Source organism: Ottowia beijingensis, from assembly GCF_013423955.1.
Taxonomy (GTDB): Bacteria; Pseudomonadota; Gammaproteobacteria; order Burkholderiales; family Burkholderiaceae_C; genus Ottowia; species Ottowia beijingensis.
The window spans coordinates 1,037,316-1,058,816 of the sequence record NZ_JACCKX010000001.1; the positions used below are offsets into that span (position 1 = coordinate 1,037,316).

Consider the following 21,501-nt stretch of genomic DNA (forward strand, 5'->3'; position numbering starts at 1 on the left):
CGTGCTTCAGCCGCGCGAGAAGCGGCGACGCGCCAGCCAGCCCACGCCCAACGCCGCCAGCAGCAGTGCCCAGGGCGCATTGGCCGGCACCGCGACCGGCGCCGGAGGCACTGCCGGGCACGGGGTCAGGCTGACCACGGCGTTGTCGAAGTTGGTCGGGTTGGTGAAGGTGCTGACGTAGCTGTAGTCGCCCGGCGCCAGGGCCACCGTGCCGCTGAGAGTGGTCCACCCCTGGTAGCTGGCACCGGTGGCGGACTGGCTGGCCATGACGGCACCACCCACGCCAGTACCCTGCACGATCTGGATCGTGCCGGTGCCGGCGGCGCCACCGTCGCGGCCCGAGAAGGCGCCGGAGTATTGCGCGGTGCGCGGCACCGTGCTGCCCGGACAGGCAGCGACGGTGAAACCCTGGTAGACCACGCCATCGGCCAGCAGATCCAGGTAATGCTGCCGCGTGCCGGCGGGCGTGCCCTCGGCGTCGGTGGCGGGGCCGCTGTTGCCGTAATTGCAGGTGACGTTGCCGTCCACCGCCACGAGGTTGGTGGAGTTGCCGCTGGTCATCACCCACGGCGAGATCGGATAGCCGCCCGCAGGCCATGGCGGCACCGTGTAGTTGTTGCCGCACGTGGTCGGCGGCGTGGCGGCAAGCACCTCGAAACCGCCGTTGACCAGCAGGTTGGCCGGCGGCGTCTGGGCCAGCGCCGGGGCCGCCAGCGCGGCCAGGCCGAGGGCGTGCATCAGCGCAAGGCATGTGCGCAGTGCGCCACGCGCGGTGGCTGTGCTTTCATTCGGCCGCATGTTCATTTCCCACCTGACCAAGAATTACCCTCCTCGAAGGAAGGGCCAGCGATTTTAGCCGCAGCTCCCCATGTACCCGCACTGCGTGCAATAGTCGCACCCATCCTTGCGAATCATGGCGTGGGCGCCGCACTCGGGGCATTTCTTGCCGGCCATGACCGTGGTGGACACCATGGCGGCGGGCTCCACCCGGGGCTCCACGGCGGGCAGTTCGTCCGGGTCGAACAGCGAGCCCTGCGCCGCCAGCGCGCGCTGGGCGATCAGGTTCTCGATGGCGTAGCCGATCGCCGCCACTTCGCTGTCGTGCCAGCGGGGCACGTGCGTGCCGTCGGCCTTCTCGTAAGTGCCCAGGCGCACCGGGCCGCGGTCCCAGGTGACCTTGCGCATGTCGGACAGCGCGCGATCGAGGAAGCCGCCGCGCGCCGCCAGGCTGAGCATGCGCATGGTGGCGGTGATCCACTGCTGCGACTCGCCGCTCTGGCCCACGGGCATGAAGAACTCGATGGCGCGCTCGACTTCGCCCTTGCCGTCGGCCGTGGGCACGGCCAGAAAGGAGACGATCAGGTACAGGCGCTGCTGGCCTTCGTGCGTCCAGTACTCAATCTTCTCGGTGACGGAAGGCAGGCCGCCCGAGGGGCGCTTCTCGATCACCGTGCGCATCGGGTCGTAGGCCACGGGCGGCATCATGGGGCACCCGCCGGCGGCTGCGGTGCCGGCTCTTCCTTCTTGGCCGGCGTGGTTTCCAGCACGGCACCCAGGATGCTGTTGGGGCGGTAGGTGGCCAGGCCCTTCAGGCCGGCTTCCCAGGCCTGGCGATACAGGTTCTTGAAATCCTCGTAGGGGTAGTCTTCGGGGATGTTGACCGTCTTGCTGATGCTGGTGTCCACGTAGGGCTGCACGGCCTGCATCATGGCCACGTGCTCCTGCGCGGTCATCTCCAGCGCGTTGACGAAATACTCGGGCAGCGACGCCGCGTTGTCCGGCGTCACCTGGCTGTCGATCAGCGAGCGGTACAGACGGAAGGCGTGGTCTTCCACCGTGTAGGCGCTCTTGCTGCCGTCGGCCTCGCGCTTGTTGCGCTGGTAGCCCCAGCTGAACGCCGGCTCGATGCCATTGCTGGCGTTGTCGGCAAAGGCCAGGCTGACGGTGCCCGTGGGCGCGATCGACAGCAGGTGGCTGTTACGGATGCCGTGCTGGCGGATGTCGGCCTGGATGTCGGCTGGCAGGCGGCTGGCGAAGGTGCCCTTGGCCAGGTAACCGTCGGCCTTGAACTTCGGGAAGGCGCCCTTTTCCTTGGCCAGTTCCACCGAGGCGCGGTAGGCGGCGTCGCGCATGCGGCGCGCGATCTGCGTTGCCATGTCGCGGCCCTCGGCGCGGTCGTAGCGCAGTTTGAGCATGGTCAGCGCGTTGCCCAGGCCGGTGAAGCCGACGCCGATGCGGCGCTTGGCCGCGCTTTCAGCGCGCTGCTGCTCCAGCGGCCAGAAGGTGACGTCGAGCACGTTGTCGAGCGCGCGCACCTGGGTGGCGACGACCTGCTCGAAGGCGTCGAAATCGAACGTTGCATCCCCGCCGGCACCGAACGGGTGGCGCACGAAGTTGGTCAGGATGATGGGCCCCAGATCGCAGCAGCCGTAGGGCGGCAGCGGCTGCTCGCCGCAGTTGTGGACGTACAGACCATTGGCATCGAAAGCATGGACTTCGGCCACGGTCACGTCGTATACGTCTTCGTAGCCATCGGGTGTCAGCCCTTCGACAGTGGCGACGAACCGTTCACGATTCAGCCGGCGCTGGTATCCGCGCAGCGCGCGCTCAAGGGCATCGGCTTTCGCCTCGTCGGAAAAGCCGACGCGCTCAGCAACTCCGCCAGGTTGTCACCGCTGATGACCAGCTCATGCTGCGCCGCCACGACGTAGAGCCCCTGGCTGCCTTGCCCGTTGGGAAGCATGCGGGTGCCACTCGGGCGACGCTGGTCATGGAGCTTGCTGGCGATGCCCATGCGCAGCAGCATCCGTTGAACCGCTTGCAAATTGGCCAGGTCGCTCTGCGCCAGACGCACGCTGACGCCCTTGCTCTGCGTGCCCTGCACCGAACCGTCGCTGTCGAACAGGCCACGCAGCAATCCGGCATGAAACGCGCTGCTGGTGCACTCCAGCGCCGGCGTCAGCCCTTTCGCGCCCGGCGCCATGCCGTAGCGCACTGCCAAATCGCGCAGGGGCGCCGATGCCATGCGCACTTCGCCACGGTCGGCCAACGGGCGCTGCCATCCGGCGAAGTCCACCCGGTGCGGCAAGGTCTGGGCAGCGGCCAGGGCAGCAACCATCACGCCCGTGGGCGTCGGTGACGAGGCGCCATTGGCGACGGACTTAAAGCGTTCGTCCCATACGGACAGAACCGCCCTGTCAGCCTTCAGAACGCCGTCGCCGACCAGCAGGCCCAGCAGGTAACCTTCGGCCTCTGTGCCTTCGCCGTCCCAGCCATCCATCGTTCGATGGTTGTGGAGCGCCACTTCGTCACCAGGCTGAAGATCCTGCGCCTGCACCCACTCGGTGCGCATGATGTAGCGCGTGCGCGTGGCTACGCGGCGAACCTTGTGGTCGCAGGTCAGGCGCATGGCATGGCCTTCGACCGTGCGCAGTTCCAGCACAGGCCTGTGACCCGTGCGGAAGAAGCCTCGGCTCAGCACCGGATAGGCGGCCCCGTCCACGACGGCCTCGAAGGTTTTGCCAATCAGTTGCGCGACCTGGGCCGGCCCTTCCGATGTCATCACCCAGGTGTCGGCCGTCACGCAAGGGTTGGTGGCTTCGATCTTCTCGGTGTAGTTGAGGTTGTTGTCGCGGCCGATCTGGTCGAGGAACAGGATGCCCGGCTCGGCGAAGTCGTAGGTCGACTTCATGATGGTGTCCCACAGCTCGCGCGCGGGCAGCTTGCGGTACACCCACTGGCCGTCGGCGCGCTGGTAGGCGCCCTTGTCCATCACCTTGGGGCCGGGCATGGCCTTGTGCACCAGTTCCCAGTCGCTGCCGTCGGCCACGGCCTGCATGAAGGCATCGCTGACGCCGACCGAGACGTTGAAGTTGTTCCAGCGCCCCGGCGTGCGCTTGGCGGTGATGAACTCCAGCACGTCCGGGTGGTCGATGCGCAGCACGCCCATCTGCGCGCCGCGGCGTGCGCCGGCGCTTTCCACCGTGGAGCAGCTCTGGTCGAACACGTTCATGTAGCTGCACGGCCCGCTGGCCATGCTGGCGGTGCCTTTCACATACGCGCCCTTGGGGCGGATGCGGCTGAAGTCGTAGCCCACGCCGCCGCCGCGGCGCATGGTCTCGGCGGCCTCGCGCAGCGCCTCGTAGATGCCCGGATAGCCCTCGTCGTCGTGGCCCTGGATGGCGTCGCCCACCGGCTGCACGAAACAGTTGATCAGCGTGGCCTGGATGTCGGTGCCCGCCGCGCTCATGATGCGGCCGGCGCCGATGGCGCCGGCATACAGGTTGGCGAGGAACTTGCGCTCCCACTCGGCGCGCAGCTCGGGCTTCTCGACGCTGGCCAGCGCGCGCGCCACGCGGCCGTAGAGCTGGTCCAGGCTGGTTTCGCCGGGCTTGAAGTACTTCTCGGCCAGCACGTCGCGGCTGATGGGCTGCACGTCCAGCTGGTGCTCGGTGGCGGGCAGGGAATCGCGTTTCATGTTGTCTCTCCGGGGTCGATACACGGCCTGCCGGCGCGTGATCGTGCACCGGGCAGCCAAGCCCCTCATTCTTGCACCTGGCGACTTCGGCATGCGGGATGTTGGTGTGATAGCTGCCTGCGGCTGCTATCGAACCAGAAGCGTGCAGCGCTTTAAACATGGGTTCCCGATGCACTTTTGAACCCCCATGAAACGACATGTACGCGCTCCGCTGCCCACCGTCCGCACGCTGGGGCCTTGACTTCGCCGCGGCGTCAGGCCTCGTAGAATCGCCCCTTCGCCCACCGTTTTCACCAGCCTCTGGACAGACACCATGAACCGCTGCACAAAACCCCTCATTGCTTCTTTATTCATAGCTGTCAGCGCCCTGATGACGGTCGCTTTGGCCGTCTTTCCTTCAGAAGCGCAAGCCCAGCGCCTGTTCCCGCAGAAGGTGCAGCGCGGCAAGATCACTTTCGTCAATACACGCGAGGTGATGCTGAACGACCGCCCCGAGCGCCTGGCGCCCGGCGTGGTGGTGCGCAACGAGCGCAACACCATCGCCCTCACCGGCAGCCTGCGCGGCAACTCGTACACCGTCAATTACCTGCGCGACCCGATGGGCCTGGTGCGCGAGGTCTGGATCCTGTCGCCCGCCGAGGCCGAGCGCCCGGTGCGCCCCGCCTACCGCGGTCAGCCGGCTGTGCCCGCCGAAGCGGACCCGACCGTCTACGCCAACTGACGGCCCGCGCCGCGCGGCGGTCACTCGCCGCCACGGCCACGCCCTGCCGGCGCCGGCCGGCATCCCTTTTCCGTATTTCCAGGAGACGTCCATGTCTCGCAAAGTCTTCATCAAAACCTTCGGCTGCCAGATGAACGAGTACGACTCGGACAAGATGGCCGACGTGCTGGGCGCTGCCCAGGGCTACGAGCCCACCGACAACGTCGACGAGGCCGACCTGATCCTGTTCAACACCTGTTCGGTGCGCGAGAAGGCGCAGGAGAAGGTGTTCAGCGACCTGGGCCGCGTGAAGCACCTCAAGCAGAAAGGCGTGCTGATCGGCGTCGGCGGCTGCGTGGCCAGCCAGGAGGGTGAAGCCATCATCGCCCGCGCGCCCTACGTCGACGTGGTGTTCGGCCCGCAGACCCTGCACCGCCTGCCCGAGCTGCTGTCGCAACGCGCGCAGCAGCAGCAACCGCAGGTGGACATCCGCTTTCCCGAGATCGAGAAGTTCGACCACCTGCCCCCGGCGCGCGTGGAGGGCGCCAGCGCCTTCGTCTCGATCATGGAAGGTTGCTCCAAATACTGTAGCTACTGCGTGGTGCCGTACACGCGCGGCGAAGAGTTCAGCCGCCCGTTCGACGACGTGCTGACCGAAGTCGCCGGCCTGGCCGACCAGGGCGTGAAGGAGGTGACGCTGCTGGGCCAGAACGTGAACGCCTACCGCGGCAAGATGGGCGACACGGACGAGATTGCTGACTTCGCCCTGCTGATCGAGTACGTGGCCGAGATCCCCGGCATCGAGCGCATCCGCTACACCACCAGCCACCCGAACGAATTCACGCAGCGGCTGATCGACGTCTACGCCAGGGTGCCGCAGCTGGTCAGCCACCTGCACCTGCCGGTGCAGCACGGCTCAGACCGCATCCTGATGGCGATGAAGCGCGGCTACACCGCCATGGAATACAAGAGCATCATCCGCAAGCTGCGCGCGGTGCGGCCCGATTTGAGCCTGTCGAGCGACTTCATCGTCGGCTTTCCGGGCGAGACCGAGGACGACTTCGGCAAGATGATGAAGCTGATCGACGACGTGGGTTACGACGCCAGCTTCAGCTTCATCTTCAGCCCCCGCCCCGGCACGCCGGCCGCCAACCTGCACGACGACACGCCGCACGCGGTGAAGCTGAAGCGCCTGCAGCACCTGCAGGCCACCATCGAGCAGAACGTGCGCGCCATCGGCGCCAGCCGCGTGGGCACGGTGCAGCGCATCCTGGTCGAAGGGCCGTCGCGCAAGAACCCGGCCGAGCTGATGGGCCGCACCTTCTGCAACCGCATCGTCAACTTCGACGGCGGCCCGCACCGCGCGCGCTTGGTGGGCCAGATGATCGACGTGACCATCACCGAGGCGCTGCCGCATTCGCTGCGGGGGCGGGTGCTGACCGCTTGAAATCGCTCAAAACGCCTTTATCATTAGCACTCGCTGGGGTTGAGTGCTAACAGCACCTGCTCCATCGCCTTCCGGTTGCTCGACGATCCCTGCGGATGTCTGGTGAGCAGCCAAAAACCGTTGCATACCTTGAACTTAGGAGAACCCATGAAACTGCGCCCTCTCGCCGATCGCGTGATCGTCAAGCGCCTGGAGAACGAAACCAAGACCGCCTCCGGCATCGTGATTCCCGACAACGCCGCCGAAAAGCCCGACCAGGGTGAAGTGCTGGCCGTCGGCCCCGGCAAGAAGAACGACAAGGGCGAAGTCTCCGCCATGAACGTGAAGGTGGGCGACCGCGTGCTGTTCGGCAAGTACAGCGGCCAGACCGTCAAGGTCGATGGCGACGAACTGCTGGTGATGAAGGAAGACGACCTGTTCGCCGTGGTCGAGCAGTAAGTTCTCGCCAGTTTCCCGCATACTCTTATTTTTATAGCTTCTCGCGCTTGCTACACCTGCGCTAGAGCCATTTTTCATTCATATTTTCAGGAGCCACCCAAATGGCAGCAAAAGACGTTGTTTTCGGTTCTGACGCCCGTCACCGCATGGTCGAGGGCGTGAACATCCTGGCCAACGCGGTCAAGACCACCCTGGGCCCCAAGGGCCGCAACGTGGTGCTGGAGCGCAGCTTCGGCGCCCCCACGGTGACCAAGGACGGCGTGTCGGTCGCCAAGGAAATCGAGCTGAAGGACAAGCTGCAGAACATGGGCGCGCAGATGGTCAAGGAAGTCGCTTCCAAGACCAGCGACAACGCCGGTGACGGCACCACCACCGCCACCGTGCTGGCCCAGGCCATCGTGCGCGAAGGCATGAAGTACGTGGCCGCCGGCATGAACCCGATGGATCTGAAGCGCGGCATCGACAAGGCCGTGGCGCAGCTGGTCGAGCAGCTGAAGAAGGCCAGCAAGGCCACCACCACCAGCAAGGAAATCGCCCAGGTCGGCTCCATCTCCGCCAACTCCGATGAGTCGATCGGCAAGATCATTGCCGACGCCATGGACAAGGTGGGCAAGGAAGGCGTGATCACCGTCGAAGACGGCAAGAGCCTGGACAACGAGCTGGACGTGGTCGAAGGCATGCAGTTCGACCGCGGCTACCTGTCGCCCTACTTCATCAACAACCCCGAGAAGCAGGCCGCGCTGCTGGACAACCCCTACGTGCTGCTGTTCGACAAGAAGATCAGCAACATCCGCGAACTGCTGCCCACGCTGGAAGCCGTGGCCAAGGCTGGCCGTCCGCTGCTGATCATTGCCGAAGAGGTCGAGGGCGAAGCCCTGGCCACGCTGGTGGTCAACACCATCCGCGGCATCCTGAAAGTGGTGGCCGTCAAGGCGCCGGGCTTCGGCGACCGCCGCAAGGCCATGCTGGAAGACATCGCCATCCTGACCGGCGGCAAGGTGATCGCTGAAGAAGTGGGCCTGAGCCTGGAGAAAGTCACCCTGGCCGACCTGGGCCAGGCCAAGACCATCGAAGTGGGCAAGGAAAACACCACCATCATCGACGGCGCCGGCAAGGCCGAGGACATCGAGGCGCGCGTCAAGCAGATCCGCGTACAGATCGAGGAAGCCACCAGCGACTACGACCGCGAGAAGCTGCAGGAGCGCGTGGCCAAGCTGGCCGGCGGCGTGGCCGTCATCAAGGTCGGTGCCGCGACTGAAGTGGAAATGAAGGAGAAGAAGGCCCGCGTGGAAGACGCCCTGCACGCCACGCGCGCTGCGGTGGAAGAAGGCATCGTGGCCGGCGGTGGCGTGGCGCTGCTGCGCGCGCGCCAGGCCGTGGGCGACATCAAGGGCGACAACCACGACCAGGACGCCGGCATCAAGATCGTGCTGCGTGCCGTCGAGCAGCCCCTGCGCGAGATCGTCATCAACGCCGGCGACGAAGCCAGCGTGGTGGTGAACAAGGTGCTGGAAGGCAAGGGCAACTTCGGCTTCAACGCCGCCAACGGCGAGTACGGCGACATGATCGAGATGGGCATTCTGGACCCGACCAAGGTCACGCGCACCGCGCTGCAGAACGCCGCTTCCGTCGCCAGCCTGATGCTGACGACCGAAGTGATGGTCGCCGAGGCACCGAAGGACGACGCCCCGGCCGGCATGCCCGCGGGCATGGGCGGCATGGGTGGCATGGACGGGATGATGTAATCCCGCGCTGCTGGTCAGCCGACCGCTGAAGCAAAAGAGCCGCTGGAGACAGCGGCTCTTTTTGTCCGCGCCGACAAAGCGCGCGACGCTCATCGCAACTGCTTGAGCAGACCGGCTGTGGAGACATCCAGGGCCGTCACGTCACCCGAGTGCAAGGCGGCCTCGATCTCGCCCGCATGCTGTTTGCCCAGCTCCACCCCCACTGGTCGAAGGGGTTGATGCCCCACAACGCACCCAGGACAATCGTGCGATGCTCATAGAGCGATAGCAGCGCCCCCAGGCTGTGCGGCGACAAATCGGGCAGCAGCAGCACGGTGGAGGGGCGGTTGCCGGGGAAGTGGCGCTCGGGCGCATCGCCCGCCTGCCCCATCATCAGCGCGCGGGCCTGGGCCAGAGCGTTGGCGAGCAGCTTGGTGTGGTGGCCGGGCAAGGCGTGCGCGGGGTTGCGCACCAGCACGAATTCGACCGGCACCGGCTGCGTGCCCTGGTGCAGCATCTGGAAGAAGGCGTGCTGGCCGTTGCTGCCGACCTCGCCCCAGGTGACGGGCGCGGTGTGCAGCGACAAGGCACGGCCGCGCGTGTCGACGCGCTTGCCGTTGCTTTCCATCTCCAGTTGCTGCAGATAGGCCGGCAGCCGGCGCAGGCCATGGTGGTAGGGCGCCACGCAGCGGCTGCCGAAGCCGTGGAAGTGGCGGCACCAAAGGTCGAGCAGCGCCAGCTGCACCGGCAGGTTGCGCGCCAACGGCGTCTGGGCAAAGTGCGCATCCATGGCACGCGCACCCGCCAGCAGATCACGGAACGCCGCTGACCCGATGGCGATGGCGATGGGCAGGCCGATGGGCGACCACAGCGAATAGCGCCCGCCCACGCCTCCGTCGAAGGCGAAGCAGCGCCCGGCGCCAAAGGCTTCGGCGGCGGCGGTGTTCGAGCTGACAGCGACGAAGTGTCGCGCCACGTCGGTGCCGCCCTGCGCGGCGAACCAGGCGCGCGCTGAGGCAGCGTTTTGCATCGTCTCGGCCGTGCCGAAGCTCTTGGAGGCGACGATGAACAGCGTGCTGTCGACCCGCAGTTCCGGCAGCAGTTCGGCCAGTTCGTGGCCGTCCATGTTGGCCACGAAGTGCACGCGCGGGCCATTGGCCACGCCGCTGGCGCGCAGCGCCTGCACCACCAGGCGCGGCCCCAGGTCGGAGCCGCCGACGCCCAGGTTGACGACGTCGGTGAAGGCGCTGTCAGCGCGCACGGCGTCGGCGTAGGCCAGCATGGCCGACTGCGTGGCGGTGATTTCGCGCCGCAGATTGACTATGTTTTCAGGAGCTGCTGGCGCTTGCCTGTCGGGCTCTGTAGCGTCTTTTGATTCAGAACGCCAGTGCACGTGCGTGACGGCGCGCTGTTCGCTGGTGTTGATGCGCTCGCCGGCCAGCATGGCGTCGCGCAGCGATTCCACGCCGCACTCGCGCGCCAGTTGGGTCAGCAAGCGTTGCGCTTCGTCGTCGATCAGGTTCTTCGACAGGTCGGAGTGCACCTCGGCGGCATCGAAACTGAAGCGCGCGGCGCGGTCTGCGTCCTGCGCGAAAGCCTGGCGCAGGTCGAACGCAGCGGTGCCGCTGAATTGCTGCGTGAAGTGCTGCTGCAACGCCGCCCAGGCGGGCGTTTCGTCGCAGCGCGGTCGGTGGCGCCAATCCATCGGCTGGCGCGGCTCAGGCCGCCTGCATCAGGGCTTCGAGCTTTTCGGCGTCGGCGATGAAGGCGCGGATGCCCTCGGCCAGCTTCTCGGTGGCCATGGCGTCCTGGTTCAGGGCCAGGCGGAAGGCCGGCTCGTCGTACTGCACGGCGGGCAGGTCGAGCGCCCTGGCCGCGGCCGCATCCAGCGCGCGCGGCAGCGGGCCTCGGTGGCGGCCAGTTGCGCCAGCAGTTCGGGGCTGATGGTGAGCAGGTCGCAGCCGGCCAGCGCGGTGATCTGGCCCGCGTTGCGGAAGCTCGCGCCCATCACCTCGGTGGCGATGCCGTGGCGCTTGTAGTGGTTGAAGATGCGGGTGACGGACTGCACGCCAGGGTCGTTGGCACCGGCCATGGCGGCCTCGTCCCAGCCCGCGCCGGCCTGCTTCTTGTACCAGTCGTAGATGCGGCCCACGAACGGCGAGATGAGCTGCACCCTGGCCTGCCCGCAGGCCACCGCCTGGCAGAAGCTGAACAGCAGCGTGAGGTTGCAGTTGATGCCGCGCTGCTGCAGGCGCTCGGCGGCGCGGATGCCTTCCCAGGTGCTGGCAATCTTGATCAGCACGCGGTCGGTGGGCACGCCAGCGGCCTGGTACAGCTCGATCAGGCGTTCGGCGCGGGTGTAGGTGGCGTCTTCGTCGAAGGACAGGCGCGCGTCCACCTCGGTCGACACGCGGCCGGGAATGATCGACAGGATCTCGGTGCCGAAGCGCACCAGCAGGCGGTCGACCACCTCGTCCAGCGGCTTGCCGCGGTGCGCCGCCACGGTCTCCTTCAGCAGCGGCGCGTACTCGGGCTTCTGCACCGCCTTGAGGATGAGCGAGGGGTTGGTGGTGGCGTCCTGTGGCTGGAACGCCGCCAACTGCTTGAAGTCGCCGGTGTCGGCGACGACGGTGGTGAATGCCTTGAGCGCTTCGAGCTGGTTCATGAGGGGCGATTATCCCCGCCCCCGCAGCGCCTTCAGCGGCGCATGAGAAAGCCGCTGGCCACGGCCACCGCCTCGTCGTCGGCCTGCACGGCGCCGGGCGGGCCGCCCTTGCCCCACAGCACGCCGCCCCAGCCCATCGACAGGAACTCGGCGCACAGGCGCACCGAGTCGATCATGGGCTGCGCCTTGGCGCGGTCGCCGCTGGTGGTGATGAGGTGCAGGCGCTTGGCCGCCATCTGCTCCTTGAACGGCACGCCGGGCGTGCGCATCCAGCCGCTCCAGTGGTCGATGTAGGTCTTCAACTGGCTGGGGATGCTGTACCAGTACACCGGCGAGACGAACACCAGGTCGGTGCAGGCCAGTGTGGCGTCCAGCAGGGCTTTCAGATCGCCCTCGGGCGGCGCATAGGTACCGGTGGTGTGACGGCGGTCCACAAAGGACGGCAGCGCCATGCCGGCCAGGTGCAGCCATTGCTGCTGCACCTCGGGCGCCAGCGTGGCGGCGGCCTGCCGGGCCAGCCATTCGGTGTTGCCGGTGTGGCCGGGCTCGCGCGTGGAAGCCACCAGGAAAAGAAAGCGACGATCGTTCATGGTCAAAATGGCCTGCAGCGCCCGTCTGGAAGGCGCAAGCAGCTATTGAAACAATAGTAATTCAGATACGGCCTTCTTCCACCGCATGGCAGGCCACTTCGATGCCGTGCAGGCGCAGCATGGCCGGACGCTCGGTCTTGCAGCGTGCGTTGGCATGCGGGCAGCGCGGGTGGAAGGTGCAGCCCGCGGGCGGGTTCAGCGGGTTGGGCACCTCCCCTGCACAGGCGTGCGGGCACGGCCGGTGTCGTGCATCTTGGGGATCGCATCGAGCAGCATGCGCGTATACGGGTGGCGCGGCGTGCTGAAGAGCAGCGACTTGGGCGCCAGCTCGACGATGCGACCCAGGTACATCACGCCCACGTGGTCGCTCACGTGGCGCACCACGGCCAGGTTGTGGCTGATGAACAGGTAGGTCAGGCCCTGCTCGCGCTGCAGGTTCTTCATGATGTTGAGCACTTGCGCCTGCACCGAGACGTCAAGCGCGCTGGTCGGTTCGTCGCACACCAGAAACTCGGGGCTGGTGGCCAGTGCGCGCGCAATCGAGATGCGCTGGCGCTGCCCGCCCGAGAACTGGTGCGGGTACTTCACCATGTCTGCCGCCGACAGGCCCACCGACTGCAGCAGTTCGCCCACGCGCTGCTCCTGCGCCGCGCGGCCCTGCACCGTGCGGTGCTCGCGCATCGGCTCGGCAATGATGTCGCCCACCTTCCAGCGCGGGTTGAGGCTGGCGTACGGGTCCTGAAAGATCATCTGGATGCGCTCGCGCAGCTTCAGCGCGCGCTGGCCGCCGGCCTTGAAGACGGCGTGCGCGTCCTGCCCGTCGAAGTGGAAGCTGCCGCGCGTGGGCTCGTACAGGCCCACCAGCAGGCGCGCGGCGGTGCTCTTGCCACAGCCCGACTCGCCCACCAGCGCCAGCGTCTGGCCCTTCTGGATGGTGAAGGTGGCATCGTCCACCGCGTGCAGCAGCTGGCGCGGCTTGCGCTCCAGAATGCGGTTGAGCAGCGGCGGCGATACGTCGAAGGTCTTGGCCAGGCCGGCGGCGCGCACCAGCGGCTCACCCGCCGCAGGGCGCCCGGCATTGGCCCTCTCCCCGCTGGGGGAGGGCTGGGGTGGGGCCGGCCGCGCCCTGCTCGATCAGCGAAGCCCCCATCCCGGCCTTCCCCAGCGGGGAAGGAGAAAATGCCACGACGCTCGCTGTTCATGCCATCACCTCCTGCTGTACATGCAACCAACAGGCAGCACGCGTCGGGCCGGCGTCCATCAACTCGGGCCGCTCGACGCGGCAACGGTCGAACACCTTCGGGCAGCGCGGATTGAAAGCGCAGCCGCGCGGGATGGCGTTCAGGCGCGGCATGGCGCCGTCGATCTGGTTGAGCTGCTCGCGGTCGACTTCCATGTCGGGAATGGCGGCCATCAGGCCCGCCGTGTACGGGTGCGCCGGGTGGTTGATGACCTCGTGCACCGGGCCGATCTCGGCAATGCGGCCGGCGTACATCACGGCCACGCGGTCGCAGGTCTCGGCGATCACGCCCATGTCGTGCGTGATCAGCATCACCGCCGCGCCGCGCTCCTGGCACACCTTCTTCAGGAGCTGGATGATCTGAGCCTGGATCGACACGTCGAGCGCGGTGGTCGGCTCGTCGGCCACGATCAGCTTGGGCTCGGCCGCCAGGGCCAGCGCAATCACCACGCGCTGGCGCATGCCGCCGCTGAACTGGTGCGGGTAGTGGTCGATGCGCTGCTCGGCGGCGGGGATGCCGGTGTCCTTCAGCAGGTCGATGGCGCGCTGGCGCGCTTCGGCGGCGTTCATCGGCAGATGCGTCTGGATCGTTTCAACCAGTTGCCGGCCCACGCTGTAGAGCGGGTTGAGAGAGGTGAGCGGATCCTGGAAGATGGCACCGATGTGCCGGCCGCGCACGTGGCGCATCTGCTCGTGCGGCAGGTTGTCGATGCGGCGGCCTTCCAGAATGATCTCGCCACCCGCCACGCGGCCCGGTGGCTCCAGCAGGCCGATGATGGACGCGCCGGTGAGCGACTTGCCCGCGCCCGATTCGCCCACCACGCCGAGGATTTCACCGGGCGCGATGTCGAAGGAGATGTCGTCCAGCGCCCGCAGCGTGCCGCGGCGGTGTGGGAATTCGACAATGAGGTTCTTGACTTGCAGAAGCGACATGAGGCGGTTGAGGCTACAAGGTTGATAGCTGCCTGCGCTGGATGGATCGGGCATCAGGTGCAAGAACACATGAATACCGGGCGCAGAGCACGCAGAAACTACGCAGAGGACGCAAAAGATTCAAAGAAACTTTGATGGCTTTTTCTGCGTTCTCTGCGAAATCTTTGCGTCCTCTGCGTTCGGTTGTTGGTCTTCATGAGGCGGTCACCGCAGCCTGGGGTTGAGAGCATCGCGCAGCCAGTCGCCCAGCAGGTTCACCGACAGCGCAATCAGCACCAGCATGACACCGGGGAAAATGGTGATCCACCACTCGCCCGAAAACAGGTAGTCGTTGCCGACGCGGATCAGCGTGCCGAGCGACGGCGAGGTGGGCGGCACGCCCACACCGAGGAAGGACAGCGTCGCCTCGGTGATGATGGCCGTGGCCACGTGGATGGTGGCCAGCACCAGCACCGGCCCGGTCACGTTGGGCAGCACGTGCTTGAGCATGATGCGCCACGGCGCCACGCCGGTCACGCGGGCGGCCTGCACGTATTCCTTGCCGCGCTCGACCATGGTGGAGCCGCGCACCGTGCGGGCGTACTGAACCCAGCCGGTGAGCGAGATGGCGACGATCAGCACGCCGAAGGCCAGCGACTCGTTGGCGTTGGGGAACATCGCGCGCCCCACGCCGGCAATGAGCAGCGCCACCAGGATGGCCGGGAACGACAGCATCACGTCGCACAGCCTCATCAGGAAGGCATCGATCCAGCCGCCCTTGAAGCCCGCGATGAGGCCCAGCAGCACGCCCACCACCACCGAGATCAGCACCGACACGATGCCGACCACCAGCGAGATGCGCGCGCCGTACATCAGCGCCGACAGGATGTCTCGCCCCTGGTCGTCGGTGCCCAGCAGGTACCTGGCGCTGCCGTTTTCCATCCAGGCGGGCGGCAGGCGCGCGTCGGACAACTCCAGCGTGGTCAGGTCCAGCGGGTTGTGCGGCGCCACCCAGTGGGCGAACAGGGCGCAGAAGACGCAGACGAAGGCAATGGCCGCCGCCACGATGGCCGTGGGCGAGGTGCGAAAACTGTGGCCGACATCGCTGTCCCACCAACGGGCGAGTACGGTGCTCATGTATTGATAGCTGTTAGCGCAGGCTGGATGGGCGCCAGGCATGCATTCGACGCCCATCCCTGAATGATGAAAGCCGTCACTTCCGGACGGTGATCCACTTGAACGGCATGTAGTTGTCGGCGCGCTGCGTCAGCTCCACCTTCTTGTTCACGCCCCAGGCCAGCGCCTGCTGGTGCAACGGCAGGTGGCCCACGTCGTCGGTGTGGATCTTGAACGCCTCGCGGATCATGGCGTCGCGCGCGGTCTTGTCGGCCTCGGCGCCGATCTTCACCGTCAGCTCGTCCAGCCTGGCGTTGCAGTAGCTGCCCAGGTTGAACTGGCCTGCACCGGTCTTGTCATCGGGGCAGCGCATCAGCGCATTCAGCGGGTTGTGCGCGTCGTAGGTCGAGGGCGTCCAGCCCAGCATGTAGAAGCTGGTGTCGCGGCGCAGGATCTTGGGGAAATAGGTGCCTTTGGTCTCGGCCTGCAGGTTGATCTTGACGTTGATGCGCGCCAGATTGGCGGCCACGGCCTGGCAGATCTGCGCGTCGTTGACGTAGCGGTCGTTCGGGCAGTTCATGGCCACTTCGAAGCCGTTGGGGTAGCCGGCCTCGGCCATCAGCTTCTTGGCGGTTTCCACGTCGTAGGGCAGGCGCTTGTCCTGCGCCTCGCTCCAGCCGTTGATGCCGGGGCCGATCATCAGCGCCGTCGGGCGCGCGGCATCGCGCATCACCGTCTTCTTGATGCCCTCGATGTCGATGGCCTGGAAGAAGGCCTGGCGCACGCGCTTGTCCTTGAACGGGTTCTTGCCCTTCACGTTGGAGAACTGCAGCTCGTCGCGCTTCTGGTCCATGCCCAGGAAGATGGTGCGCAGCTCGGGGCCGGTCAGCACGCGCGTGGCAGCGTTGTTGTTGACGCGTGCGATGTCCTGCACCGGCACCGGTTCCATCACGTCGACCTGGCCCGACAGCAGGGCCGCGACGCGTGTGGCCGGGCTGGCGATGGGCGTGAAGATGACTTCCTGCACGTTGCCTTCGACCTTGCCCCAGTAATTGGGGTTGCGCACGAACACGGTGCGCACGTTGGGCTGGCGCTCGCGCACGTGGAAGGGGCCGGTGCCGTTGGTCTTGAACGAGGCCGTGTTCTCCACGCCCTTGCGGCGGTCGACCGGGCGCGTGGCGTTGTTGTCCTCGCACCATTTCTTGCTCATGATCATCACCTGCGTGAGGATCTGCGGCAGGATGGCCAGCGGGGTCTTGGTCTCGATCTCGATGGTGTGGCTGTCGATCTTGCGCACTTCCTTGAAGTCGTTGACGTAGGCCTTCATGTCCGAGCCGTCGCCGGCCACGCGGCCCATGGTGAACACCACGTCATCGGCCGTGAACGGCGTGCCGTCGTAGAACTTGACGTTCTTGCGCAGATCGAAGCGCCACACCGTGGGCGAGGTCTGCTTCCAGGCTGTGGCCAGGCCGGGTACCACGTTCAGCTTCTTGTCCAGATCGACCAGCGGCTCGTAGGCGTTGCCGTCGATCGACAGCTGCAGCGATTCGTTGAGCGAGTGCGGATCGAGCGACAGCGCATCACCCTGGTTGGCAATGCGCACCGTCTGCGCCGATGCTATTGAAGAAATAGCTAGCAGCGCAGTGGCGGCAAGGGCAAAAGGCATTTTTTCTTGAAACTCATGAATGTCTCCTCCGACAGGGTTGGCAGGCAAGAAATCAGTGGCCACCGGCCTTGGCCACGCGCAGGCGCGGATCGACCACGGCGTACAGCATGTCGACGACCAGGTTGATGACGACGAAGATCAGCGCGATCAGGCACAGGTAGGCCGCCATCACCGGCACATCGGCAAAGGTGACCGCCTGGATGAACAGCAGGCCCATGCCGGGCCACTGGAACACCGTCTCGGTGATGATGGCGAAGGCGATCAGGCCGCCGAGTTGCAGGCCGGTGATCGTCATCACCGGCACCAGCGTGTTCTTCAGGGCATGGCCGAAATAGATGGCGCGATCGGTCAAACCACGGGCACGCGCGAACTTGATGTAGTCGGTGCGCAGCACTTCCAGCATCTCGGCGCGCACCAGGCGCATGATCAGCGTGAGCTGGAAGATGGCCAGTGTGATGGCCGGCAGGATCAGGTGCAGCCAGCCATTCATGGTGAACAGGCCGGAACTCCACCAGCCGAACTGCACCGTCTCGCCGCGCCCGAAGCTGGGCAGCCAGCCAAGCCAGACGGAGAAGATCAGGATCAGCAGGATGCCGATCAGGAAGGTGGGCAGCGACACGCCGAGCAGCGATGCCGTCATGAACACCTGGCTCAGGAAGGTGCCGCGCTTCAGCGCGGCGTAGACACCCATCGGAATGCCGATCAACAAGGCCAGCAGGGCGGCGATCATGGCCAGCTCGAACGTGGCGGGAAAACGCTCGCCCAGCAGGCGCGACACCTTGGCACCCTGGCGCAGGCTGAGGCCGAACTCGCCCTGCGCCGCGTTCACCAGGAAATGCCAGAACTGCACGAAGAAGGGCTGGTCGAGCCCGAGGTCGGCGCGCAACTGGCGAATCTGCTCCGGCGTCGCGTCCTGCCCCAGCAGGAACACCACCGGGTCACCCACGTACTGGAACAGCAGGAAGGCAATGAAGGCCACCGACACCATCACGATGATGGCCTGGATCAGGCGGCGGAGAATGAAGGCACCCATGCGTCAAAAAATGTAGCGATCGGGCGATGCTATCAGAGGCATGGGGCGGTGCGGCATAGGTAATACGATTACATCCGGCGCGGAAAAGAGTCGTCGCAGCGCCACGGATCAACCGCGGCGGCGCTTTGATCATTCAGCCATGAAAAAGCCGCCCGAAGGCGGCTTTTTGGCTTCGATCATCGGCTGCCCATTCAGGCAGCGTCATGATCAGAAGTTGTGGCGAACACCGATACCGTAGTTGTTGGTGTCGTCGAAGCGCAGGAACGCGCCGTAGACGAAGGTGCGCTTGGACAGGGCGTACTTGGCTTCGACCAGGCCGTTGGTGTACTTGTCGCCGGTCAGCTCGTTCTTGGTGTCGCGGGTCAGGTCCAGCGTCAGAGCGAAGGCGCCGAAGGTGGCGGTGCCACCCAGGCTGAAGCCGCGGCGGCGCAGATCGCCGACGGAAGCCTGGCTGTACGACGCGGCGACCACGAAGTTGCCGAAGTTGTACTTGCCGCCCAGACCGTAGTTGGTCTTGCCATCCTTGACCTTGTTCACGGCCAGGCCGGCACCGATCGGGCCGTTGGCGTAAATCACGTTCATGTCCCACTTGGCGCGGTCGCCATTGTCGGGCTTCAGGATGTAGCCGATCTCAGCGCTCAGGCCGCCGAAGTCGGGCGTCTTGTAGCTGAACTGGCTGTTGTTACGCGGGCCGCTGCCAGCGAAGTTGTAGGTATTGCCGACCACCGAGTAGTTGGCCGCGCCGGTCAGTTCCCAGGCAGTGGTGCCGTAGAACGACGGGTTCAGGGTACGGCCCATCTTGAAGGTACCCCAGTTGCCACCCAGCCACAGGTTGGCGGCACGGCCCCAGAAGCCACCACCGGAACCCAGGTTGTTACCGTTGTCCAGGTCCAGGCCCGACTCGAAGTTGAAGCCAGCCTTCAGGCCACCACCCAGGTCTTCGACACCGCGCACGCCGATACGGCTGTTGCCGTTGTTCATCAGGCTGCCGCTGATGAATTCGGTCTTGTCGGAAGCGTCGTTGCCGGCGGGCGAGCCAGCTTCGATCTTGCCCACGCCAGCGTCGGCCACGCCGTACAGGGTCACGGAAGATTGAGCCATCGCGAAGCCGGAGGCACCCAGCACGGCCAGGGCGATCAGAGATTTTTTCATTGCAAGTTCTCCAAGGTTAAACATAGGGCTCCGGTGCGAAGGGTCCGTCTGCGATTCCCGCCGGTTCCCGGGCCAACCTCCCTACCGGGAAGTTGTTGTTATTGCACCAGACCCGTCATCAACTTGCAAAGAATTCAGTGCACGAACCGACACCCCACAGCCAATCCGTTGCAACAGGGCAACAGGACACTCTTCGTTGTTGGAAATAAGAGACAGCGACGCCAGCCACGCTGAGACACCATCTTCTGCCCCGGAATCCGCCTGCCGGCGGTGGAGGCTGCTGGGCTGATCAGGTTTTTGTGCCTGAAACAGATATCGGACCCTGAGGTCCGATATCTGACTGCTCAGGAATCGCGCGCCAGCGTGCGCGATTCCTGAGTCCGTCGTCATCAGAAGTTGTGACGGACGCCGATACCGTAGTTGTTGGTGTCGTCCAAGCGCAGGAAGGCGCCGTAAACGAAGGTGCGCTTCGACAGGGCGTACTTCAACTCGGCCACGCCGTTGGTGTACTTCTTGCCGGTCCACTCGTTCTTGGTGTCGCGGGTCAGATCCAGCGTGGCGGTAAAAGCGCCGAAGTTGGCCGAGCCGCCCAGACCGAAGCCGCGGCGGACGTTCTTGGCAACGTCAGAAGCCTGCGTGTAGGAAGCAGCCAGGGCGAAGTTGCCCAGGTTGTACTTGGCACCGACTTGGTAGTTGGTCTTGCTGGTGCTGAACTTGTTGGCCGACACGCCGACGCCGATCGGGCCGTTCTTGTACATCAGGCCCAGGTCCCAGGCAGCCTTGTCAGCACCCAGATCGGTCTTGGTCACATAGGCCAGAGCGGCGCTGAAACCGCCGAAGTTCGGGGTCACGTAGGCGAAGGCGCTGTTGGCGCGCGAGCCGATGCCGGCCCAGTTGTAGGTGTTGGACAGCACCGAGTAGTTGGCGGCGCCAGTCAGTTCATAGGTCGAACCAGCCAGGTAGCTCGGCGTGAACTGGCGGCCCAGCTTGACGGTACCCCAGTTGCCACCCAGCCACACGTTGGCTTGGCGAGCCCAGAAGTTGGAAGCGGCGGCGCCATTGTCCAGATCCAGCTGCGACTCGAACTGGAAGCCAGCCTTCAGGCCACCACCCAGGTCTTCAACGCCACGCACGCCCAGACGGCTGGTGCCGTTGTTCATGGTGCTGCCGCTGATGAACTCGGTCTTGTCGGAAGCGTCGTTGCCACCGGGCGACTTGTATTCGATCTTGCCGATACCGGCGTCGGCCACGCCGTACAGCGTGACGGAGGATTGGGCGAAAGCGACGCCGGAAGCGGCCAGAGCGGCCAGGGCGATGAGGGATTTTTTCATTGCAGGTTCTCCAAGGTGATTTGAGACACGGAAGACAGGCTTCGAAGCAACGAGGGAATCAGCACCGTGCCGCCCAAACGTCACCTCACCGGAAGCTGAAACCAATTGAACTCCCGAGGCTTTTCAATTCTATGACACTGGCGTCATAAAACCCGCGGGTTAACCCCGATTTGTTGCCAAATCGCAACGCAAAGCCAGCCTGAAACCCGGCTATCGCCGGCGCGGCCACTTGCCCTACCATCGGCATCATGAACCTGACAGACCGTCTGCTGTCGGCAGCCGACAGCACCCTGCGCACCCTGCTGGCCGCGCCACAGGCCTCCCGTCCCAGCCCGGCTGCCGGGGCCGCGCCCACCACCATGCTGACGGAGGCCGAGCGGCGCCTGTCCGGTGCGTTGATGCGCGTGAACCACGTGGGCGAAGTCTGTGCGCAGGCGCTTTACACGGCGCAGGCGCTCAGCACGCCCGACCCGACGCTGCGGCGCCAGCTGGATGCCGCAGCGCGCGAAGAAACCGACCATCTGGCCTGGACCAGGGAGCGCCTGGATGAACTGGGCGACCGCGTGTCCTGGCTGAACCCGCTGTGGTACGCCGGGGCCTTCGGCATCGGCCTGCTGGCGGGGCGGCTGGGCGGGGATGCCGTGAGCCTGGGCTTCGTGGTGGAGACCGAGCGCCAAGTCGAGGCGCACCTGGCCAGCCACATGGAGCGCCTGCCCTCCGGTGACACGCGCTCACGCGCCATCGTCGAGCAGATGAAGGTCGATGAGGCGCGCCACGCCGACGACGCGCTGCACGCTGGCGCCACACCGCTGCCGGCGCCTGTGCGCGGGCTGATGCGGCTGGCGGCCAAGGTGATGACGACCACGGCGCACCGCATCTAAACGCCTTCGCCCCGTCGAATGCTCTTATATTGAGAGCTGCTCGCGCCTATCAGACGATGATTTCAGATAGATTTTTCTCTGAAATCCTTATACAACAAGCGCAAACAGCTACTGTTAAGAGTGCAATCT

At 65.8% G+C, this 21,501-nt stretch carries 13 protein-coding genes and 4 pseudogenes; 5 read left to right on the plus strand and 12 right to left on the minus strand.

Annotation, left to right across the window (positions count from 1 at the left end; genetic code table 11):
* Positions 1-6 precede the first annotated feature (6 nt).
* Both H0I39_RS05230 and H0I39_RS21695 read right to left on the minus strand, forming a co-directional pair.
* The gene (locus H0I39_RS05230) at positions 7-738 is read right to left on the minus strand and encodes a hypothetical protein (protein WP_180549803.1); all 732 of its coding nucleotides are present in this window, start codon (positions 736-738) and stop codon (positions 7-9) included.
* Positions 739-852: 114 nt separating this feature from the next.
* A pseudogene (locus H0I39_RS21695) lies at positions 853-4,477 on the minus strand (ribonucleotide reductase barrel domain-containing protein).
* A gap of 370 nt (positions 4,478-4,847) precedes the next feature.
* On the opposite strand from H0I39_RS21695, the gene H0I39_RS05245 reads away from it, so the two are divergent.
* The 4 genes from H0I39_RS05245 (at position 4,848) to groL (ending at position 8,807) form a co-directional block, all read left to right on the plus strand.
* Complete coding sequence (locus tag H0I39_RS05245) at positions 4,848-5,198, plus strand: hypothetical protein (protein ID WP_180549805.1); 351 nt, start codon at positions 4,848-4,850, stop codon at positions 5,196-5,198.
* Positions 5,199-5,289: 91 nt separating this feature from the next.
* A complete protein-coding gene (gene miaB / locus H0I39_RS05250; protein WP_180549806.1) occupies positions 5,290-6,624 on the plus strand; it encodes a tRNA (N6-isopentenyl adenosine(37)-C2)-methylthiotransferase MiaB in 1,335 nt (444 codons plus the stop codon).
* Between the two features lie 147 nt (positions 6,625-6,771).
* Positions 6,772-7,062, plus strand: coding sequence for a co-chaperone GroES (gene groES, locus H0I39_RS05255; RefSeq protein WP_180549807.1), 291 nt, complete (start codon positions 6,772-6,774; stop codon positions 7,060-7,062).
* Between the two features lie 101 nt (positions 7,063-7,163).
* Positions 7,164-8,807, plus strand: coding sequence for a chaperonin GroEL (gene groL / locus H0I39_RS05260; RefSeq protein ID WP_180549808.1), 1,644 nt, complete (start codon positions 7,164-7,166; stop codon positions 8,805-8,807).
* An 89-nt stretch (positions 8,808-8,896) separates the two neighbouring features.
* Here the strand turns inward: groL and pgi are convergent.
* The 10 genes and pseudogenes from pgi to H0I39_RS05310 form a co-directional block, all read right to left on the minus strand.
* Positions 8,897-10,491 (minus strand): annotated as a pseudogene (gene pgi, locus H0I39_RS05265) (glucose-6-phosphate isomerase).
* A 13-nt stretch (positions 10,492-10,504) separates the two neighbouring features.
* A pseudogene (tal, locus tag H0I39_RS05270) lies at positions 10,505-11,451 on the minus strand (transaldolase).
* 32 nt (positions 11,452-11,483) lie between these two features.
* Positions 11,484-12,041, minus strand: a complete 558-nt coding sequence (locus tag H0I39_RS05275) for a flavodoxin family protein (RefSeq protein ID WP_180549809.1) — start codon at positions 12,039-12,041, stop codon at positions 11,484-11,486.
* A 61-nt stretch (positions 12,042-12,102) separates the two neighbouring features.
* A pseudogene (locus H0I39_RS05280) lies at positions 12,103-13,088 on the minus strand (ABC transporter ATP-binding protein).
* Between the two features lie 151 nt (positions 13,089-13,239).
* Positions 13,240-14,214 (minus strand): ABC transporter ATP-binding protein, encoded by a 975-nt coding sequence (locus H0I39_RS05285; protein WP_180549810.1) that lies wholly within the window; start codon positions 14,212-14,214, stop codon positions 13,240-13,242.
* Positions 14,215-14,418: 204 nt separating this feature from the next.
* Positions 14,419-15,330 carry an ABC transporter permease gene (locus H0I39_RS05290; protein ID WP_180549811.1) on the minus strand — a complete coding sequence of 304 codons (912 nt, stop codon included), beginning with the start codon at positions 15,328-15,330 and terminating at the stop codon, positions 14,419-14,421.
* Between the two features lie 76 nt (positions 15,331-15,406).
* Positions 15,407-16,975, minus strand: coding sequence for an ABC transporter substrate-binding protein (locus tag H0I39_RS05295; protein ID WP_180549812.1), 1,569 nt, complete (start codon positions 16,973-16,975; stop codon positions 15,407-15,409).
* 52 nt (positions 16,976-17,027) lie between these two features.
* Positions 17,028-18,008 carry an ABC transporter permease gene (locus H0I39_RS05300; RefSeq protein WP_180549813.1) on the minus strand — a complete coding sequence of 327 codons (981 nt, stop codon included), beginning with the start codon at positions 18,006-18,008 and terminating at the stop codon, positions 17,028-17,030.
* Positions 18,009-18,215: 207 nt separating this feature from the next.
* The gene (locus tag H0I39_RS05305) at positions 18,216-19,160 is read right to left on the minus strand and encodes a porin (protein ID WP_180549814.1); all 945 of its coding nucleotides are present in this window, start codon (positions 19,158-19,160) and stop codon (positions 18,216-18,218) included.
* Between the two features lie 389 nt (positions 19,161-19,549).
* On the minus strand, positions 19,550-20,491 hold the full coding sequence (locus tag H0I39_RS05310) for a porin (protein ID WP_180549815.1): 942 nt from the start codon (positions 20,489-20,491) through the stop codon (positions 19,550-19,552).
* 248 nt (positions 20,492-20,739) lie between these two features.
* Between H0I39_RS05310 and coq7 the strand changes: the two genes are divergently transcribed.
* Entirely contained in the window at positions 20,740-21,372 is a 633-nt protein-coding gene (coq7, locus tag H0I39_RS05315; RefSeq protein WP_180549816.1) for a 2-polyprenyl-3-methyl-6-methoxy-1,4-benzoquinone monooxygenase, read from the plus strand.
* Positions 21,373-21,501: the final 129 nt, after the last annotated feature.

What these genes read in the sequence shown, in the direction of transcription:
- H0I39_RS05230 (WP_180549803.1), bottom strand. Translation starts at nt 738, where the DNA reads ATGCACGCCCTCGGCCTGGCCGCGCTGGCGGCCCCGGCGCTGGCCCAG.
- H0I39_RS05245 (WP_180549805.1), top strand. Translation starts at nt 4,848, where the DNA reads ATGACGGTCGCTTTGGCCGTCTTTCCTTCAGAAGCGCAAGCCCAGCGC.
- miaB (WP_180549806.1), top strand. Translation starts at nt 5,290, where the DNA reads ATGTCTCGCAAAGTCTTCATCAAAACCTTCGGCTGCCAGATGAACGAG.
- groES (WP_180549807.1), top strand. Translation starts at nt 6,772, where the DNA reads ATGAAACTGCGCCCTCTCGCCGATCGCGTGATCGTCAAGCGCCTGGAG.
- groL (WP_180549808.1), top strand. Translation starts at nt 7,164, where the DNA reads ATGGCAGCAAAAGACGTTGTTTTCGGTTCTGACGCCCGTCACCGCATG.
- H0I39_RS05275 (WP_180549809.1), bottom strand. Translation starts at nt 12,041, where the DNA reads ATGAACGATCGTCGCTTTCTTTTCCTGGTGGCTTCCACGCGCGAGCCC.
- H0I39_RS05285 (WP_180549810.1), bottom strand. Translation starts at nt 14,214, where the DNA reads ATGTCGCTTCTGCAAGTCAAGAACCTCATTGTCGAATTCCCACACCGC.
- H0I39_RS05290 (WP_180549811.1), bottom strand. Translation starts at nt 15,330, where the DNA reads ATGAGCACCGTACTCGCCCGTTGGTGGGACAGCGATGTCGGCCACAGT.
- H0I39_RS05295 (WP_180549812.1), bottom strand. Translation starts at nt 16,975, where the DNA reads ATGCCTTTTGCCCTTGCCGCCACTGCGCTGCTAGCTATTTCTTCAATA.
- H0I39_RS05300 (WP_180549813.1), bottom strand. Translation starts at nt 18,008, where the DNA reads ATGGGTGCCTTCATTCTCCGCCGCCTGATCCAGGCCATCATCGTGATG.
- H0I39_RS05305 (WP_180549814.1), bottom strand. Translation starts at nt 19,160, where the DNA reads ATGAAAAAATCTCTGATCGCCCTGGCCGTGCTGGGTGCCTCCGGCTTC.
- H0I39_RS05310 (WP_180549815.1), bottom strand. Translation starts at nt 20,491, where the DNA reads ATGAAAAAATCCCTCATCGCCCTGGCCGCTCTGGCCGCTTCCGGCGTC.
- coq7 (WP_180549816.1), top strand. Translation starts at nt 20,740, where the DNA reads ATGAACCTGACAGACCGTCTGCTGTCGGCAGCCGACAGCACCCTGCGC.